A 17290-nucleotide genomic window follows, 5' to 3' on the forward strand; every position below is an offset into this window, starting at 1 on the left:
CGCGCCGCGCAGCGGCGAGGGAGGCCCGGTCTAGCGAGGTGGCAGCTTCGGGCGGCGCCGGTCCGGGGTGTTCGTGTAGTCCGGGGGGACCGCCGCCGGATCGCCGGTCAAAAGATCCAGCGCCAGCTGCACCGCGTCGTCCAGCTGAGCGTGGCGCCCCTCCGCCCAGTCCAGCGGCGTGCGCAGGATCTCCAGGTCCGGCTCGACGCCGTGGTTCTCGATGGACCAGTGGTACTGGTCGAACCACGCCGCGTTCATCGGCACAGTGATCACCGTGCCGTCGCCGAGCGTATGGCGCCCGGTCATACCGACCACCCCGCCCCAGGTCCGCTGCCCGACCACCAGCCCGAGCCGCAGCAGCCGGAACGCCGCCGTGATCATGTCGCCGTCCGACGACGTCGCTTCGTCGGCCAGCGCGACGACCGGCCCGCGCGGCGCGTTCGAGGCGTACGACACCGGCTGGGCGTTGCGGGTGAGGTCCCAGCCCAGGATCTTGCGGGTCAGTTTCTCGATCACCAGCTCGCTGATGTGCCCGCCCGCGTTGCCGCGTACGTCGACGATCAGCGCCGGGCGGGACATCTCCAGGCGCAGGTCCCGGTTGAACTGGGCCCAGCCCGACCCGCCCATGTCCGGGATGTGCAGATAGCCGCACTTCTCGCCGCTCAACTCCCGTACGACCGCCCGGCGTTTGGCCACCCAGTCCTGGTAGCGGAGAGGGCGTTCGTCCACCAAGGGCACGACCGCCACCCGTCTCGATCTGCCCTCGCCCTCCGCCGGTTGGAACGTCAGCTCCACCGTCGTACCGCCCGCGCCCGCAAGGAGCGGATACGGTCCCGTCACCGGGTCCACCGGGCGGCCGTCGACATGCGTGAGCACCGCGCCCTCGCGGATGCCGGTGCCCGCGAGCGGCGAGCGCGCCTTGGAGTCGGAGGAGTCGCCGGGCAGGATGCGGCGGACCATCCAGCCGTCGTCCCGGGGGACGAGGTTGGCGCCCAACAGGCCCTGCGGGCGCTGGTAGTGGGGCGGACCTTCGTTGCGCCGCGCGGCCGACACGTACGCGTGCGAGGTGCCCAGTTCGCCCAGGACCTCGCGCAGCAGGTCCGCGAACTCGTCGGGGGAGGCGACCCGTTCGACCAGCGGGCGGTACTGGTCGAGGACCGCGTCCCAGTCGATGCCGCACATGTCGGGCTCCCAGAAGTAGGAGCGGATGACGCGGCCCGCCTCGTCGTACGCCTGGCGCCACTCGGAGGGCGGGTCGACCTCGTGCAGGATGCGGCGCAGGTCCAGGTAGACCGTGGAGTCGGTGTCGCCGGACTCGGTGGCGGGCACCGCCCGCAGATCGCCGTCGTCGACGACTACCAGACGGCTGCCGTCGCCGCTGACCGCGAACCAGTCGAGGTGGTCGACGAGTTCGGTCTTGCGGGCCTTGGTGATGTCGAAGTGCTCCAGGGTCGGGCGCCCCGAGGTGTCGGCCGGGTTGGCGAAGGTCTCGCCGAGCGCGCCCGAGATCGGCCAGCGCAGCCACACCAGACCGCCGCCGGAGACCGGGTACAGCGCCGAGTACTTGGAGGCCGAGACCGGGAACGGCGTCACCCGGCTCTCCAGGCCCTCCACTTCGACGGTGACCGTGCCGTCGCCGTTCTCGTCGAGCGGGTCGAGCCCGCCCGCCGCCGGGCGTCCGTCCGGCAGCAGCGCGAAGGGCGACGGGGTCGCCGAGGAGAGCGGGACCAGATACGGGCGGCAGCCGAGGGGGAAGGAGAGGTCGCCGGTGTGGACGTCGTAGACCGGGTCGAAGCCGCGCCAGGAGAGGAAGGCGAGATAGCGGCCGTCGCGGGTGAAGACCGGGTTCTCGTCCTCGAAGCGGCCGTTGGTGACGTCCACGATCACGCGCGCGCCGGGACCCGCGATCCGGGCCATCTTGATCTGGCGCAGCGAGCGGCCGATGCCCGGGTGCGACCAGGTCAGCCAGTGGCCGTCGGGCGAGAACGCCAGGTCGCGGACGGGGCCGTTGATCGAGCGGATCAGCTCGGTGACCTCGCCGTTGGACTCCTCGCTCGCGTCGATCAGCAGCAGACGGCCGTCGTGCGAGGCGATGGCGAGGCGCTCGCCGTCGGAGTCGGAGAGCAGCTCCAGGACATGGCCGAGTTCCCCGGAGGCCAGCCGTCTGGGCTCGCGGTCGCCGCTGGCTCTGGGCAGGTACGCGATCTCGACGGCGTCCTCGCCGTCCGCGTCCGTCACATACGCCACCTGCCCGCCGGTGCCCAGCATCTCGGGCAGCCGCACCCGTACGCCCGCGGTGTCGGTGATCGTGCGGGCCGGGCCGTCGCGGTGGGTGAGCCAGTACAGGCTGCCGCGCACCACGACCGCGCTGGCCCGGCCCGTGGTGTCCACCGAGAGCGCGTCCACATGGTTGGCGGCGGGCACCTGGTAGGTGCGCCGGCCCGCGCGCGGACCGCCCAGGCGGACGTCCAGGCGGCGCGGGACCGTGTCGGGGGCGAGCGAGTCGACGACCCACAGGTCGCCCGCGCACTGGTAGACCACCCGCCGCCCGTCCGAGGAGGCGTGCCGGGCGTAGTACTCGTCGTGGTCGGTGTGGCGGCGCAGGTCGGAGCCGTCGGGCAGACAGGAGTAGAGGTTGCCGACGCCCTCGTGGTCGCAGAGGAACGCGATCCGCCCGGCCACGAACATCACCGACTCGATGTGCCCGCCGATGTCCTTCAGCAGCCGCTCCCCGTGCAGCCACAGCCGGCCCATCGCGCCGCCCCGGTACCGCTTCCAGGCGGCGGGCTCGTGCGGGGGTTTGCCGGTGAGCAGCAGGGTGCGGCGCTCGCCGTCGAGGTCGGCGACCGCGATGTCGGAGACCGGCCCCCAGGGCAGCCGCCCGCCGGGGGAACCGTCGGTGGGGACGCTGTAGGCCCAGGAGAAGTACGAGAAGGGCTGGCCGTGCGAGGAGACCGCCAGGATGTGGCCGTCGGGGGTCCAGCCGCAGACCCGGGCGTCGGAGGAGCCCCAGTAGGTGAGCCGCCGGGCCGGGCCGCCGCCGACCGGGGCGAGATGGATCTCGGGGTCCAGGCTGCGCCAGGTCGTGTACGCGATCTGGCTGCCGTCGGGGGAGAAGCGCGGGTGGCTGACCTTGGTGCGGTCGACCGTGACCCGCCAGGCCCTGGACGGGCTGTGGCCGGCCGGGACGAGGGGCGCGACCCACAGGTCGTCCTCGGCGGCGAAACAGAGCAAGTCGTCGTGCAGATGCGGGAAGCGGAGGTACGCGCCCTCGGTCACGGGCGCCTGCTGCTGGTCGTCCACCGTTGCGTCGCTCACTTCTCAATGCTTTCCGCGCGGCGGGGGTGCGGCAACTTATGAACCCCTGACACTTGTGGCGGAGGACACATGCGAAACGATTTCGTTTCGCTCGCCGACAGGGCTACCCTCGGACGAGTACGAAACCGTTTCGCACGGATGGGAGGTCGAGAATGGCGAGCAGGCTCACGGCCGAACGCGAGGCAGAACTGTACGAAGCCGTACTCGACCTGCTGCGCGAGGTCGGCTACGACGCCCTGACGATGGACGCCGTCGCCGCCCGTACCCGCTCCAGCAAGGCCACCCTCTACCGTCAGTGGGGGAACAAGCCGGAGCTCGTCGCGCGGGCGCTGCGGCACAACAAGCCGGTGAGTCTCCATGAGATCGACACCGGCTCGCTGCGCCGCGACTTCCACGAGCTGGTCGGTCTTGAGGACGACTGCAAGCTGGAGAAGGACTCCGCCCTGATGCGGGGTCTGATGCGCGCCGTCCATGACAACCAGGACCTCCACCAGGCGCTGCGCGAAGTACTGATCGAGCCGGAGATCAACGGGCTCGAACAGGTGCTGCGGCGCGCGGTGGACCGCGGCGAGGTCCGCGCGGACTGTCCGGCCCTTCCCTTTGTGATCCATATGCTGGTCGGCGCCTTCGTGGCCCGGCAGCTCGTCGAGGACAGACCTGTCGACAAGGCCTTCCTCTTCGACTACATCGACGCCGTGGTTCTCCCCGCCCTCGGCGATCCCGTCTAGCTCCCCACAAACCTGCCCCACCTGACGTACGCCGCTCTCGTCGTCGGGCTGGTTATCCACGCCCTGTAAGCCAACGACCGACCGGGAGTACGCCCTCGTGGCCACGTTCCTCTACCGACTCGGCAGATTCGCCTTTAGGCGCCGCCGCTATGTCGCCCTGGTGTGGGTGGCGCTGCTGTTCCTCGCCGGATTCGGCGCCGCGTCCGCCTCCACTCCTTCCGCCAGCTCCTTCTCGATGCCCGGCACCGAGGCCCAGAAGGCCTTCGATCTGCTGGAGAAGCGTTTCCCCGGGGGGAGCGCCGACGGCGCCACCGCCCGCATTGTCTTCAAGGCCCCTTCCGGCAAGACCATGAACGACGCGGCCGAGAAGGCCCAGGTCGACAAGGTCGTCGCCGATCTGCCCAAGGAGTCCAAGCAGGTCGCCTCCGTCACGGACCCGTACAAGGCGAACGCCGTCTCCAAGGACGGTTCGACCGCGTACATATCCGTGAAGTACAAGGTCAACGGCATGGCCTTGGAAGAGCACGACAAGAAGTCGCTTGAGGACTCCGGCAAGGCCGCGCAGAAGGCCGGGCTCACCGTCGAGATCGGCGGTGACGCGCTCCAGGCCAAGCCCGAGACGGGCTCCGGCGAGATCATCGGTGTGGTGATCGCCGGCATCGTCCTGATGATCACCTTCGGCTCGCTGATCGCGGCCGGACTTCCGCTGATCACCGCCATCATCGGTGTCGGCATCGGTGTCTCCACGATCACCGCGCTCGCCAACGTCCTGGACCTCGGCAACACCACCTCGACGCTGGCCTCGATGATCGGCCTCGCGGTCGGCATCGACTACGCGCTCTTCATCGTCTCGCGCTACCGGGCCGAGCTCCGCGAGGGCCGCGAGCGCGAGGAAGCGATCGGCCGGGCTGTCGGAACCGCCGGTTCCGCCGTCGTCTTCGCCGGTCTGACCGTCGTCATCGCGCTGTGCGGCCTCGCGGTCGTCAACATCCCGATGCTCACCAAGATGGGCGTGGCCGCGGCCGGTACGGTCGTGATCGCCGTGCTGATCGCGCTCACCCTGATCCCGGCGGTGCTCGGCTTCGCGGGCAAGCGCGTCTTCGGCCGCCGCACCCGCAAGAAGATGGAGGCCGGCACGGTCGAGGCCGCCGGCGAGGCCAAGCCCAACATGGGCACCCGCTGGTCCAGCTTCGTGCTGCGCAAGCCCATCTGGGTGCTGCTCGCCGGTGTGCTCGGGCTCGGCGCCATCGCCATCCCGGCCGCCTCGCTGGAGATGGGTCTGCCGGACGACGGCTCGCAGCCGACCTCGACGACCCAGCGCCGTGCCTACGACACCCTCTCCGACGGCTTCGGCCCGGGCTTCAACGGCCCGCTGATGATCGTCGTGGACGGCGCCAAGGCGTCCGGCGGTGCCAAGGCGGCGGCCGACAGGACGTCGGACACCATCAAGAAGCTGCCGGACGTGGCCGCGGTCATGCCGCCCGCGCTCAACAAGGACGGCGACACCGCGACCATCACGGTCATCCCGAAGTCGAAGCCGTCCTCCACGGACACCGAGGACCTGGTCCACTCGATCCGTGACGCGGGCACCGGCATCAAGTCCGACACCAAGGCCGAGGTCCTGGTCACCGGCGCGACCGCGATGAACATCGACTTCTCGCAGCGCATGAACGACGCGCTGCTGCCCTACCTCGGGCTCGTGGTCGGCCTCGCGTTCCTGCTCCTGATGGTGGTCTTCCGCTCGATCCTGGTTCCGCTGAAGGCGGCCCTCGGCTTCCTGCTCTCGGTGGTCGCCGCCCTCGGCGCGGTCGTCGCGGTCTTCCAGTGGGGCTGGCTCGGCGGGCTGTTCGGGGTGGAGAACCCGGGCCCGATCATGTCGATGATGCCGATCTTCATGGTCGGTGTGGTCTTCGGTCTGGCCATGGACTACGAGGTCTTCCTCGTCACCCGCATGCGGGAGGCGTTCGTCCACGGCGAGCGTCCCGGCCAGGCGATCGTGACCGGCTTCAGGCACGGCGCCCGGGTGGTCACCGCCGCCGCGGTGATCATGATCGCGGTCTTCTCCGGCTTCATCGGGGCCAGCGACCAGATGATCAAGATGATCGGCTTCGCCCTCGCGATCGCGGTGTTCTTCGACGCGTTCGTGGTGCGTATGGCCATCGTCCCGGCGGTGCTCGCGCTGCTCGGCTCGAAGGCCTGGTGGCTGCCGAAGTGGCTCGACAAGGTGCTCCCGAACGTCGACGTCGAGGGCGAGGGCCTGAAGGCCCACGCCGAGAAGGCGTCCGACGGCGACGAGGACCGCGAGCTGGCGCGCGTCTGACCCGACGCCGCCCCTGGACGCCCACGGCCTGTGGGGACGGGACCGTGGGTCGCCCAGCCGGCCCCCTACGCATCACGCGTGGGGGGCCGGCTCTCTTCGTACGTACGCTCTCCTACGCCCGGCCGCTGGATGCGGGCGTCACGCTGTACGTACGCCGCAGGAAGCGGACCAGTGGCGAGCTGTCGAACTGGACCACCGCGACGCCGTCCGCCGAATGGAACTCCAGGACGGTCTGGGCCCGCCCGCACGGCCACACGCCGACGTCGCCGCCGCGCGCCGGGCCGCGCAGACCGGCCTCCAGGAGCGAGCGCGGGAAGACCCAGTCGTTGCCGCCGGGGAACTCGAAATGCACGGTCAGCGGGTCCTCGGCCGGGTCGTAGCGCAGGGAGACCGGGACGGGTCGGTGGTGCGGGGCGTCCGTGACGATCCTCGCTCGGGCGTGCTCCTCGACGGCGGGGGACATCGGTCGCTCCTCACGCTCGCTGTGCGCAGCTTTTCATGTTCTTTGTCATTAAATGTCGCATATTTTCGGGGGCGCGCCGGGCGGGCGAGCGCTTGTTATTAGTCATCCGTACGCTCTTGCGAGCCATTCGCAGGTGCACGACTATCATCAAACGGCTCAGCCCCCCGATCCCGTCGACCCGGCCCTTGCGGAGACCACCCATGCATGTCCCGGACGGATTCATCAACGCCCCCGTCTCCGCGGTAGCCGGAGTCGGCGCGGCCTGCGCGATCGCCGTCAGCCTGCGCGGGGCGCGGCGGGAACTCGACGAGAAGACGGCCCCGCTCGCGGGCCTGGTGGCGGCGTTCATCTTCGCCGTCCAGATGCTCAACTTCCCGGTCGCGGCGGGCACCAGCGGCCATCTGCTCGGCGGCGCGCTCGCGGCGATACTCGTCGGCCCGTACACCGGTGTCCTCTGCGTCTCGGTCGTCCTTCTGATGCAGGGGATCCTCTTCGCCGACGGCGGTCTGACCGCGCTCGGCGTCAACATCTCCGACATGGCGATCACGACGACCGTCGTCGCGTACGCCGTCTTCCGCGGTCTGGTCAAGGTGCTGCCCCGCAAGCGGCGCTCGATCACCGTCGCCTCCTTCGTCGCCGCGCTCGTCTCCGTACCGGCCGCGGCCCTCACCTTCACCGCGATCTACGCGCTGGGCGGCACCACCGACGTCCCGATCTCCAAGGTGCTCACCGCGATGGTCGGTGTGCACGTCCTCATCGGCATCGGCGAGGCCGCGATCACCGCGCTGACCGTGGGCGCGGTCATCGCCGTGCGGCCCGACCTCGTCCACGGGGCGCGCGGGCTCACCGTCCCGCTGCAGCTCCGCGTGGGCGGCGAACTGATCGACGCCCCCGCACCCCAGCGCGTACCCGCCGCCGCGCGGTCCACTCGCCGGGTGCGGGCGGTGTTCGTCTTCGCCGCGCTGCTGCTGGCCGGATTCGTCTCCTTCTACGCCTCCGCCTCGCCCGACGGCCTGGAGAAGGTGGCCCACGACAAGGGCATCGACGTGAAGACGAAGAAGCACGCCTCCGAGGGTTCGCCGCTGGCGGGCTACTCGGTCAAGGACATCGGCAACAACCGGGTGGCCACGGGCCTCGCGGGCATGATCGGCGTCGGGGTGACCGTGGGCGTCGGCAGCGGCATCTTCTGGGTCGTGCGCCGCCGCAAGGGCACCGCCGCCGACGCCACCCCCACCGCGATCCCCGAGAAGGAGACGGTCTGACATGGGCGCGGGCCACGCGCACAAGCTCTACCGGCAGGACGCCTCACCGGTCCACGACCTGCCCCCGCACTGCAAGATCGCGGCCAGCTTCCTCTTCGTGATCGTGGTCGTCTCGACCCCGCGCGAGGCGATGTGGGCCTTCGGTCTGTACGCGGTGCTGCTCGGCGTCGTCGCGACGGCCGCCCGGATCCCGGCGGGCTTCCTGCTCAAGCGGCTCCTGATCGAGATCCCGTTCGTGGCGTTCGCGGTCCTGATGCCGTTCGTGGTGCCCGGGGACAAGGTGCATGTGCTCGGCCTGTCCCTGAGCGAGAACGGTCTGTGGGGCGCGTGGAACGTGCTCGCCAAGGGCACGCTCGGGGTCGCGGCCTCGGTGATCCTGGCCTCCACGACCGACCTGCGGGCGCTGCTGCTCGGCCTGCAGCGCCTGCGGCTCCCGTCCCTGCTCGTCCAGATCGCCTCGTTCATGATCCGCTACGGCGATGTCATCACGGACGAGATGCGCCGTATGTCCATCGCCCGCCGCTCGCGCGGCTTCGAGGCGAAGGGCGTGAAGGCCTGGAGCGTGCTGGCCAAGTCGGCGGGCGCGCTCTTCATCCGCTCGTACGAACGCGGCGAGCGGGTGCATCTGGCCATGGTCAGCCGCGGTTACGCGGGCTCGATACCGGTCATCGACGATGTGACGGCGACCGGTGCGCAATGGCGTTACGCGGCGTTGCTCCCCGCGTCGGCTCTAGTCGTCTGTCTGTTGGGGTGGACCCTGTGAACAACTCTTCCGCGACTGCTTCCGCTCCCGCCTCGCTCGAAGTCAGCGGGCTCGCCTTCGCCTATCCGGACGGCCACCAGGCGCTGTTCGGCGTCGATCTGACGGTCGCGCGCGGCGAGCGCGTCGCGCTGCTCGGGCCGAACGGCGCCGGCAAGACCACCCTCGTCCTGCACCTCAACGGCATCCTCACGGGCGGCGCGGGCACGGTGAAGGTGGCCGGTCTGCCGGTCGAGAAGCGCAACCTGGCCGAGATCCGGCGCCGGGTCGGCATCGTCTTCCAGGACCCCGACGACCAGCTCTTCATGCCCACGGTCCGCGAGGACGTGGCGTTCGGGCCGGCCGCGTCGGGGATGCGGGGGGCGGAGCTGGAGGCGCGGGTGCGTACGGCTCTGGAGCGGGTCGGGATGGCGGAGTTCGCCGACCGGCCGCCGCACCACCTCTCCTTCGGCCAGCGCCGCCGCGTCGCCGTGGCGACCGTGCTCGCGATGGAGCCGGAGATCCTGGTCCTGGACGAGCCGTCGTCCAACCTGGACCCCGCCTCGCGGCGTGAACTGGCCGACATTCTGCGGACGTTGGATGTGACTGTCCTGATGGTCACGCATGACCTGCCGTATGCGCTGGAGCTGTGTCCTCGGTCGGTGATTCTCAGTGGTGGGGCGATTGCTGTGGACGGGAAGACTGCGGATGTTCTGTCGGACGAGGAGCTGATGCGGACGCATCGGCTGGAGCTGCCGTTCGGGTTCGACCCTCGGGCGGCGTCTACGAAGGCGTAGCGCTTCGCGCCCCTTGGCCCCCACCCCGCCCCTTCCCTAAAGCCCTTGGCGGGCGGCCGGGTTGTTCGTCTGCGGGCCGGTGGGGGCTTGTCGCGCAGTTCCCCGCGCCCCTAACGGCTACGGGCGGGCGTCGACTGCTGCTCGTACCGCCCTCACCAAGGCCTGCGCGCGCGGGTCCGCCGTTACGTTCTTCTGGTGGCCGTTGGTGACGTAGCCGAAGGCCACGCCTGATTCGGGGTCGGCGAAGCCCAGGGAGCCGCCTCGGCCCGGGTGGCCGAAGGAGCCGGGGGACAGGAGCGGGGACGCGGGGCCGTGGAGCATGAAGCCGAGGCCGAAGCGGGTGCCCACGACCAGGACCCGGTCCATCCCGGCCGACTCCTCCGTACGCGCGAGCGCGACCGTCGCGGGGGCGAACAGACGGCGGCCGTCCACCTCGCCGATGGTCGCCGCGTAGATACGGGCGAGTCCCCGGGCGGTGGATATGCCCGCCGACGCGGGGAGTTCGGCGCCTCGGTAGACGGGGTCGTTCTCGTCCGGGAGCGGGTCGATCGCCCCGAACGCCCGGCGGGTCAGCGACGTCGGGTCCGCGTACGCCTCCACGACCGAGCGCTTGGGCCGTGTCGTGATCGCCCCCGCCACCTGCGGCGTCTCCACCGGGCCGACCCGGCCCACCCGGTGCGCCTCCTCGTCCGGCAGGCCGATCCAGAAGTCGGCGGCCAGCGGGCGGGAGATCTCCTCGGCGACCCAGCGGCCGATGGTGCGGCCGGTGACGCGGCGCACCAGCTCGCCGAGCAGCCAGCTGTACGTCTGGGCGTGGTAGCCGTGGTCGGTGCCGGGCTCCCAGACGGGTGCCTGTGCGGCGACAGCGGCCGGGCCCGACTCGCCGTCGGCGGCCTCGGCGGTCGTGAGGGGGCGGTCCAGTACGGGTACGCCGGCGCGGTGCGAGAGCAGATGGCGCACCAGGGTGCGGTCCTTGCCGTTGGCCTTGAACTCGGGCCAGTACGCGGCGACGGGCGCGTCCAGGTCCAGCTGGCCGCGCTGGTGCAGAAGGAGCGGGACCGCTGCGGCCACGCCCTTGGTGGCCGAGCGCACGATCTGGACGGTGTCGACGGCCCAGGGCGCGGTGCCGTCCACATCGCGGGTGCCGCCCCACAGGTCGACGGTCTTCCGGCCGTGGTGGTAGACGGCCACGGCCGCGCCGCGCTCGCCGCGCTGCTCGAAGTTACGGATGAAGGCGTCCCTGACCGACTCGAACCCCGGGTCCACGGTGCCCCGCACGTCCACCACTGCCACTCCCACGTCCCCGGTGCGCCCTTGCTGACGCACGCGGTCCATTCAACGTGGTGAGCTGAACCGATTCTTCCCCGCCCCTGCGCGGCGACCGGCTTCGTGGGTGTTCGGCTGCGGATCGTGCTGGGTTGCTCGCGCAGTTCCCCGCGCCCCTAAAGGAGGGCCCGAAGGGCCCATCAAGGGGCGCGGGGAACTGCGCGACCAGCCCAAGACGGTCTGCAGCCGAAAAACGGGGTCCGGGGGCGAAGCCCCGCCGGGGTCCACCGGGGCGCCCCCGGGAAAACCGGTCAGCCAGCCCGAAGCATCAGCCCGATCCCCACCACCATCAGCCCCGCCGCCGCGATCCGCGGCGCCCCGAACCGTTCCTTGAAGAAGACCGCGCCGATCGCCGCCCCCACGATGATGCTCGACTCCCGCAGCGCGGCCACGGGAGCCAGCGGTGCGCGGGTCTGGGCCCACAGGACCAGGCCGTACGCCGTCATGGACAGCGCCGCCCCGAGCAGACCCCGTACCGCGTACGGCCGCAGTTGCGCCCACAGTGCGCCCCGGCGGCTGTACCAGGCGTACGCCGGGATCAGCAGGCCCTCCAGGATCATCAGCCACGCGATGTAGCCGATGGGGGTGTGAGCGGCGCGTACGCCCACGCCGTCCACCACCGTGTACGACGCGATCGAGAGGCCGGTCGCGAGCGCGGCGAGCAGCGCGGGCCAGTGCGGCCGCGCGCCCGAGCCCCGGATGCCCCACAGGGCGACCCCGACCAGGCCCGCCGAGGCGACGGCCACCCCGGCCGCCTGCCACGCGTTCAGGCTCTCGCCGACGAAGGCCACCGCGAGCACGGTCACCACCAGCGGCGCCGTGCCGCGCGCGATCGGATACATCTGCCCGAAGTCGCCCAGGCTGAACGACCGCATGAGCAGCACCTGGTAGCCGATGTGCAGCAGCGCCGAGGCGATCAGATACGGCCAGGCGCCGCCGGACGGCACCGGCGAGAACGCCGCCAGCGCCGCGCCGATCACGGAGGCCCCGCCGCCGATCAGGGTGAACGCGACGAGCTGGTCCTTGATCGCGTGCGCCATCGCGTTCCACGCGGCATGCGTGAAGGCGGCCACCAGCACCGCGACGACAACGAGCAGGCTCATATGCGGGTGTCCTGCGCGTACGGGGGTTGCTGTGAGCTCATGGACCTGGACGCTAGCGGTGGTTGTACGGGCCACGCGACGACGTTTTCGTCACAGCGGGCCCCCGACCTCACCCCGCCCGCAACACCGACGCCACGATCGGACCGGCCGCGTCCCCGCCATGCCCGCCGGACTGGACCAGGGCTGCGGCCGCGAGCCCGTTGCCGTATCCCGTGAACCAGCTGTTGGACTTGCCCTGTCGGTCGACCTCGGCCGAGCCGGTCTTGGCGCCCTTGGGCCCGGGCACCCCGGACATCGCGTTCGCCGCGGTGCCGTTGGTGGCCGCCGCGTGCATCATCTGCCGGAGCTGGTCCGCGAGCGCGCCGGGCAGCCGCTGCGCGGTGGCCAGTTCGCGGTCGTCCAGGGCCTTCGGCACGATGATCGGCTGCTGGAAGCCGCCGTTGATCACGGTGGCCGAGACGGACGCCATGTCGAGCGGGCTCATCTGGACCTTGCCCTGACCGATGTACGAGGCCGCCGTCTCCACGCCGGACGACTCGGGAACGCTGCCGTCGAAGGACTTCACCCCGCCGAGCTTCCAGTCCTGGCCCAGGCCGAAGTAGTCCCGGGCGGTCTGGCCCAGCGCGGTCCCGGCGATGTGCTTGCCGTTGAGCGGCTTCACCGGCTTGATGAAGGCGGTGTTGCAGGACCGGGCGAAGGCGTCGGTCAGGGTGCCGTGCGGGATGGTGAAGTCGTTGAGGTTGTGGAAGGTGTAGCCCTCCCACGGGACCGTCGCCGGGCACTCCACCGGCTGGTCGGCGCCGCCCACCCCGTTCTGGACGATCATCGCGGCCGTGATGATCTTCATGGTGGAGCCGGGTGCGACCGCGGCCTGGAGAGAGGCCGGGAAGCCGTCCTTCCGGTTGTCCGCGACCGCCCGTATCTCACCGTTGTCCGGCTCGATCGCCACCACCGAGGACTCGTCGAACCGCTTCACGGCCTGCTCGGCGGCCGCCTGGACGTCCGCGTCCAGCGTCGTCGTCAGCTTGCCCGCCCTGCCCTTGGCCAGGGTCAGCAGCGTCCGGTTCGGAGTGCCCGCGTCGCCGCTCTCGATCGACAGCTCCACCCCCGGCGTGCCGTTGACCTTGGCGCCGTACCGCTGCCGCAGCGAGTCGAGGACCGCGCCGAGCGAGGGGTACTTCTCCTTCGTCAGCACCCGCCCCTGCCGGTCCACGGCCTCGATCTCGGGGTTCTTCGCCGCCCCCGTCGTCAGCTTCTCGCCCGCTTTGAGCTGCGGGTGGACGACGCCGGGCTTCCAGTCGACCAGCGCCTTGCCGGTGGTCAGACCGCGTACGACGGTCAGTTGGGACGTGTACGTCAGGGGCGCGGTCCTCCCCTCGTACGCGACCTCCGCCTTGACCGTGTACGGCACGGTCGCGCCGGTGGCCGGGGATGCGGTGATCGTCACCTTGTCCACATGGGCGTCGTCGTGGAAACCGGCGAGCGCGGTCTGCGCGGCCGCGTTGTTGTTGGTCAGCACCGAGGCGGCCGCCGTGTCCCCCTTCGACCAGGCGTCGAAGAACGCCTGCGCCGTCTTCGTCACCTCGTCCCCGCTCGGCGGGCCGGTCCGTTTCGGCGCCGCCTGGGTGTGCACGGCCGGGGACGAGTCGTCCCCGGCCAGCATCTCGTAGCCGCCGTAGACGACGCCCCCGCCGACCACCAAGAACGCTCCGCCGACTATCGCGGCCTTCGCTCCACTGCGCATCGCAGCCCCTCCCCAGGAGGCTCTTGAACATGTTCAAGAGCATTGCTTGAGAGGCACTGTACGTGACACCAGTGACACCGAGCGGCTCCCGTTACCGGAACGCGACGCTCACACCCAGGTATCCAGCCACATCCGGTTCCGCCAGGAATCGAGCGGGATCGCGGTCCCGGTGTACAGCGGCCAGAAGTAGATGAAGTTCCAGACGATCAGCAGGACGAGCACGCCCGCGCCGATCGCGCCGATCGCCCGGCGGCGTTCGTCCGAGCCCGGTGGCCCGATGATCGCGCCGATCATCATCGCCACCGCCAGACACAGGAACGGCACGAAGACGACCGCGTAGAAGAGGAAGATCGTGCGCTCCTGGTAGAGGAACCAGGGCAGATAGCCCGCCGCGATACCGCAGGCGATCGCGCCCGCCCGCCAGTCGCGCCGGAAGATCCAGCGCCACAGCACGTACAGGATCGCGACGCAGGCCGCCCACCACAGCAGCGGCGTGCCGAGCGCCAGCACCTCGCGCGCGCACTTGTCGGCGGTGTTCGAGGGGCAGCCGTCGGTGCCGGGCGACGGGCTCTCGTAGTAGTACGAGACCGGGCGGCCCAGGACGATCCAGCTCCACGGGTTCGACTGGTAGGTGTGCTTGTCGGTCAGATTGACGTGGAAGCTGTAGACCTCGGACTCGTAGTGCCAGAAGCTGCGCAGCGACTCCGGCATCCAGCTCATGCCGAACTGCGGCAGGCTCACATCGCCGATCAGCGGCAGCTTCACATGGTCGGGGGACAGGCCCGCGCGGCCGTGCGCCCAGTCCCGGAAGTAGCCCTTGTCCGTCATGAACCAGCCGGTCCAGGAGGCCATATAGGTCGCGATGGCGACCGGCACCGTGGAGACGAACGCGGGGAACACGTCCTTCTTGAGCACCGTGCGGTACGGCCGCACCGCGCCCGCCGTCTTCCGGGCGCCCGCGTCCCACAGCACCGCCATCACGAAGAAGAAGACCAAAACGTACAGGCCGTTCCACTTGGTGCCGCAGGCGAGGCCGAGCATCACGCCCGCCGCGAGCCGCCACGGCCGCCAGCCGAACCGCAAAGTGGCGGCCACCTGCGCGTCGGGGCGCAGCTCGCCGTCCTCGCCCTCGGGCAGCGCCGCCGCGAGCCGGGCCCGCGCCCGGTCCCGGTCGATCAGCAGACAGCCGAAGGCCGCGAGCACGAAGAACATGACCACGAGGTCGAGCAGGGCCATCCGGCTCATCACGAAGTGCAGCCCGTCCACCGCGAGCAGCAGGCCCGCCAGACAGCCCAGGAACGTCGAGCGGAACAGCCGCCGCCCGATCCGGCAGAGCATCAGCACCGAGAGCGTGCCGAGCACCGCCATCACGAACCGCCAGCCGAACGGGGTGAAGTCGAACCACTTCTCGCCGAGGCCGATCAGGTACTTGCCGACCGGCGGATGCACCACATAGCCGGGGTCGGCCGGGATGGTCACCGACGAGGGGTCCTGGATGATCGACTTGTCGATGTCCTTGGGCCAGGCGGCCTCGTAGCCGTGGTTGATCAGCGCCCAGGCGTCCTTGGCGTAATACGTCTCGTCGAATATCACCGCGTCCGGGCTGCCCAGCTTCCAGAACCGCAGCAGCCCCGCCACCAGGGTGACGAGCAGCGGCCCGACCCACCCCGACCAGCGCACGAGGTACCCGGCGGCCGTCGGGGGCACCCGCAGCACCGACCACAGCTGCCCGGACGGGCGGGTGTAGGGCGGCACCAGGCGCTCGCGCAGCCCGGTTCTCGGCTGTGCGGAGTAGCCGAAGCGGCGCAGCCGGTCCTGCCAGCCGGGCGGAGCGTCGCCGGCGGCCTGCCCCTCAAGGGTCTGTGGCGCTGTACTGGTCACCGCGCCATCGTAGGGAAAGCGCCTGTGCGAGTCCCGTGGCCGGGCCCGATCCCGCCCGGGCGACCCCGGGTGCCCGGGGCTGGGAGGATGGCGGGGTGACCGGAACACTCGTACTCGCAGGGACCCCCATCGGCGACATCGCGGACGCGCCGCCCCGACTCGCCGCCGAACTGGAGCGGGCCGACGTCGTCGCCGCCGAGGACACCCGGCGGCTGCGCGGCCTGACCCGGGCGCTCGGCATCCACACCTCGGGGCGGGTCGTCTCGTACTTCGAGGGCAATGAGTCCGCCCGTACGCCCGAGCTCGTCGAGGCGCTGGAAGGCGGCGCGCGCGTGCTCCTGGTGACCGACGCCGGGATGCCGTCCGTCTCCGACCCCGGCTACCGCCTTGTGGCCGCCGCCGTGGAGAAGGACATCAAGGTCACGGCCGTGCCCGGGCCCTCCGCGGTGCTCACCGCGCTCGCCCTGTCGGGGCTGCCCGTCGACCGGTTCTGCTTCGAGGGCTTCCTGCCGAGGAAGGCGGGCGAGCGCCTGGGGCGGCTGCGCGAGGTCGCGGACGAGCGCCGCACCCTCGTCTACTTCGAGGCCCCGCACCGCCTGGACGACACCCTCGCCGCGATGGCCGAGGTCTTCGGCGCCGAGCGCCGCGCCGCCGTCTGCCGCGAGCTGACCAAGACGTACGAGGAGGTCAAGCGCGGGACGCTGAAGGACCTCGCCCAGTGGGCCGCCGAGGGCGTACGCGGCGAGATCACCGTCGTCGTCGAGGGCGCCGCCGAGAGCGGACCCGCCGAGCTGGACGCCGAGGAGCTGGTCAGAAGGGTGCAGGTGCGCGAGGAGGCGGGCGAGCGGCGCAAGGAGGCCATCGCGGCCGTGGCTCTCGGTGCGGGTCTACCCAAGCGCGAGGTGTTCGACGCGGTGGTGGCGGCAAAGAACGCGGCACGGGCGGCACCGGGGGACGGTAAAGGACTATCGTGAAACGTAACGCGAAAAGTAAAGCTCAGGCCGCAGACCGGGGCTTTTGCCTAGGAAAGGCCAAGACGGCACCAACACTCGACAGCCCCTGATGCGTTTTGGCGGCGAAAGGCGTCCCATGGATCGGGGACGTTCTCCGCCCCCGCTTCGCAAGGAGCGCTCGCAAGAGCTTGTCCAGCGGACAAGAGGAGCCGGCACATGAGTGAGATCGCTGAGACCACTGCGCACGAGGAGTACGCGTTCGCGTGCATGCGGTGTGGGTATGGCTGGGAACAGGCGTACGAGATCGAGCACCACGTGGACGGGAAGGGCCAGCCCTTCGTGGTCTACAAGGCGGACGGGGAACGGGTGCCGTCGCCGCTGTCCCAGCCCACCTGCACGAACTGCGGCGGACACGTGGTGCGCACCCTGCGCGCCGGCCGGGTCTCCAGCGTGACGCAGTGGCTCACGCACCACTCCACACACCAGGCGCCGGCCGGGCCGATCGGCTCCGGCGGCGACCCCGAGCCGGACCGGCCCAAGCCGGCCGCGGCGGCGGAGCCCGCGGCGGACGAGGCCGCGACCGACACCTCCCACCACTGGCACCTCTCCGACCTGCTGCACCCCTTCCACCACCACAAGAAGTGACGGCCCGGGGG

The 17290-nt window shown here is 70.9% G+C and carries 13 protein-coding genes; 7 read left to right on the forward strand and 6 right to left on the reverse strand.

The features are described 5' to 3' along the window. Positions 1 to 30: 30 nt before the first annotated feature. Positions 31 to 3318 carry a S41 family peptidase gene (locus tag ACT1U9_RS18350; protein WP_444533805.1) on the reverse strand — a complete coding sequence of 1096 codons (3288 nt, stop codon included), beginning with the start codon at positions 3316 to 3318 and terminating at the stop codon, positions 31 to 33. Positions 3319 to 3470: 152 nt separating this feature from the next. Between ACT1U9_RS18350 and ACT1U9_RS18355 the strand changes: the two genes are divergently transcribed. Both ACT1U9_RS18355 and ACT1U9_RS18360 read left to right on the forward strand, forming a co-directional pair. Further along, the gene (locus ACT1U9_RS18355; protein ID WP_444533806.1) at positions 3471 to 4046 is read left to right on the forward strand and encodes a TetR/AcrR family transcriptional regulator; all 576 of its coding nucleotides are present in this window, start codon (positions 3471 to 3473) and stop codon (positions 4044 to 4046) included. Between the two features lie 97 nt (positions 4047 to 4143). Further along, on the forward strand, positions 4144 to 6366 hold the full coding sequence (locus ACT1U9_RS18360; protein ID WP_444533807.1) for an MMPL family transporter: 2223 nt from the start codon (positions 4144 to 4146) through the stop codon (positions 6364 to 6366). Positions 6367 to 6478: 112 nt separating this feature from the next. Here the strand turns inward: ACT1U9_RS18360 and ACT1U9_RS18365 are convergent, their stop codons facing one another. Then, a complete protein-coding gene (locus tag ACT1U9_RS18365; RefSeq protein WP_444533808.1) occupies positions 6479 to 6829 on the reverse strand; it encodes an SsgA family sporulation/cell division regulator in 351 nt (116 codons plus the stop codon). A 200-nt stretch (positions 6830 to 7029) separates the two neighbouring features. Between ACT1U9_RS18365 and ACT1U9_RS18370 the strand changes: the two genes are divergently transcribed. Genes ACT1U9_RS18370 through ACT1U9_RS18380 form a run of 3 tightly spaced genes read left to right on the forward strand, consistent with a single transcriptional unit; the run spans position 7030 to position 9627 of the window. Then, a complete protein-coding gene (locus tag ACT1U9_RS18370) occupies positions 7030 to 8091 on the forward strand; it encodes an energy-coupling factor ABC transporter permease (RefSeq protein WP_444533809.1) in 1062 nt (353 codons plus the stop codon). A 1-nt stretch (position 8092) separates the two neighbouring features. Continuing rightward, positions 8093 to 8854 (forward strand): cobalt ECF transporter T component CbiQ, encoded by a 762-nt coding sequence (gene cbiQ, locus ACT1U9_RS18375; protein WP_444533810.1) that lies wholly within the window; start codon positions 8093 to 8095, stop codon positions 8852 to 8854. Further along, positions 8830 to 9627 (forward strand): energy-coupling factor ABC transporter ATP-binding protein, encoded by a 798-nt coding sequence (locus ACT1U9_RS18380; RefSeq protein ID WP_444539165.1) that lies wholly within the window; start codon positions 8830 to 8832, stop codon positions 9625 to 9627. Before cbiQ ends, ACT1U9_RS18380 begins: the two co-directional genes overlap by 25 nt. A gap of 117 nt (positions 9628 to 9744) precedes the next feature. On the opposite strand, the gene ACT1U9_RS18385 is transcribed toward ACT1U9_RS18380, so the two are convergent. The 4 genes from ACT1U9_RS18385 to ACT1U9_RS18400 form a co-directional block, all read right to left on the reverse strand. Further along, on the reverse strand, positions 9745 to 10911 hold the full coding sequence (locus ACT1U9_RS18385) for a serine hydrolase domain-containing protein (protein WP_444539166.1): 1167 nt from the start codon (positions 10909 to 10911) through the stop codon (positions 9745 to 9747). A gap of 293 nt (positions 10912 to 11204) precedes the next feature. Next, positions 11205 to 12056, reverse strand: a complete 852-nt coding sequence (locus ACT1U9_RS18390) for an EamA family transporter (RefSeq protein ID WP_444533811.1) — start codon at positions 12054 to 12056, stop codon at positions 11205 to 11207. Between the two features lie 109 nt (positions 12057 to 12165). Then, positions 12166 to 13800: a penicillin-binding transpeptidase domain-containing protein gene (locus ACT1U9_RS18395; RefSeq protein ID WP_444533812.1), complete on the reverse strand. Its 1635-nt coding sequence runs from the start codon at positions 13798 to 13800 to the stop codon at positions 12166 to 12168. A 108-nt stretch (positions 13801 to 13908) separates the two neighbouring features. Further along, the gene (locus tag ACT1U9_RS18400) at positions 13909 to 15681 is read right to left on the reverse strand and encodes a dolichyl-phosphate-mannose--protein mannosyltransferase (RefSeq protein WP_444533813.1); all 1773 of its coding nucleotides are present in this window, start codon (positions 15679 to 15681) and stop codon (positions 13909 to 13911) included. A gap of 95 nt (positions 15682 to 15776) precedes the next feature. Between ACT1U9_RS18400 and rsmI the strand changes: the two genes are divergently transcribed. Further along, positions 15777 to 16655, forward strand: a complete 879-nt coding sequence (rsmI, locus tag ACT1U9_RS18405) for a 16S rRNA (cytidine(1402)-2'-O)-methyltransferase (protein ID WP_444533814.1) — start codon at positions 15777 to 15779, stop codon at positions 16653 to 16655. 195 nt (positions 16656 to 16850) lie between these two features. Further along, positions 16851 to 17279 carry a hypothetical protein gene (locus ACT1U9_RS18410; RefSeq protein WP_444533815.1) on the forward strand — a complete coding sequence of 143 codons (429 nt, stop codon included), beginning with the start codon at positions 16851 to 16853 and terminating at the stop codon, positions 17277 to 17279. Positions 17280 to 17290 lie beyond the last annotated feature (11 nt).

It is taken from the genome of Streptomyces sp. BR1, assembly GCF_052373795.1.
Taxonomy (GTDB): Bacteria; Actinomycetota; Actinomycetes; order Streptomycetales; family Streptomycetaceae; genus Streptomyces.

Coding starts and splice junctions, on each gene's coding strand:
- ACT1U9_RS18365 (WP_444533808.1), bottom strand. CDS start 6,829: ATGTCCCCCGCCGTCGAGGAGCACGCCCGAGCGAGGATCGTCACGGAC.
- ACT1U9_RS18390 (WP_444533811.1), bottom strand. CDS start 12,056: ATGAGCCTGCTCGTTGTCGTCGCGGTGCTGGTGGCCGCCTTCACGCAT.
- ACT1U9_RS18355 (WP_444533806.1), top strand. CDS start 3,471: ATGGCGAGCAGGCTCACGGCCGAACGCGAGGCAGAACTGTACGAAGCC.
- cbiQ (WP_444533810.1), top strand. CDS start 8,093: ATGGGCGCGGGCCACGCGCACAAGCTCTACCGGCAGGACGCCTCACCG.
- ACT1U9_RS18410 (WP_444533815.1), top strand. CDS start 16,851: ATGAGTGAGATCGCTGAGACCACTGCGCACGAGGAGTACGCGTTCGCG.
- ACT1U9_RS18370 (WP_444533809.1), top strand. CDS start 7,030: ATGCATGTCCCGGACGGATTCATCAACGCCCCCGTCTCCGCGGTAGCC.
- ACT1U9_RS18395 (WP_444533812.1), bottom strand. CDS start 13,800: ATGCGCAGTGGAGCGAAGGCCGCGATAGTCGGCGGAGCGTTCTTGGTG.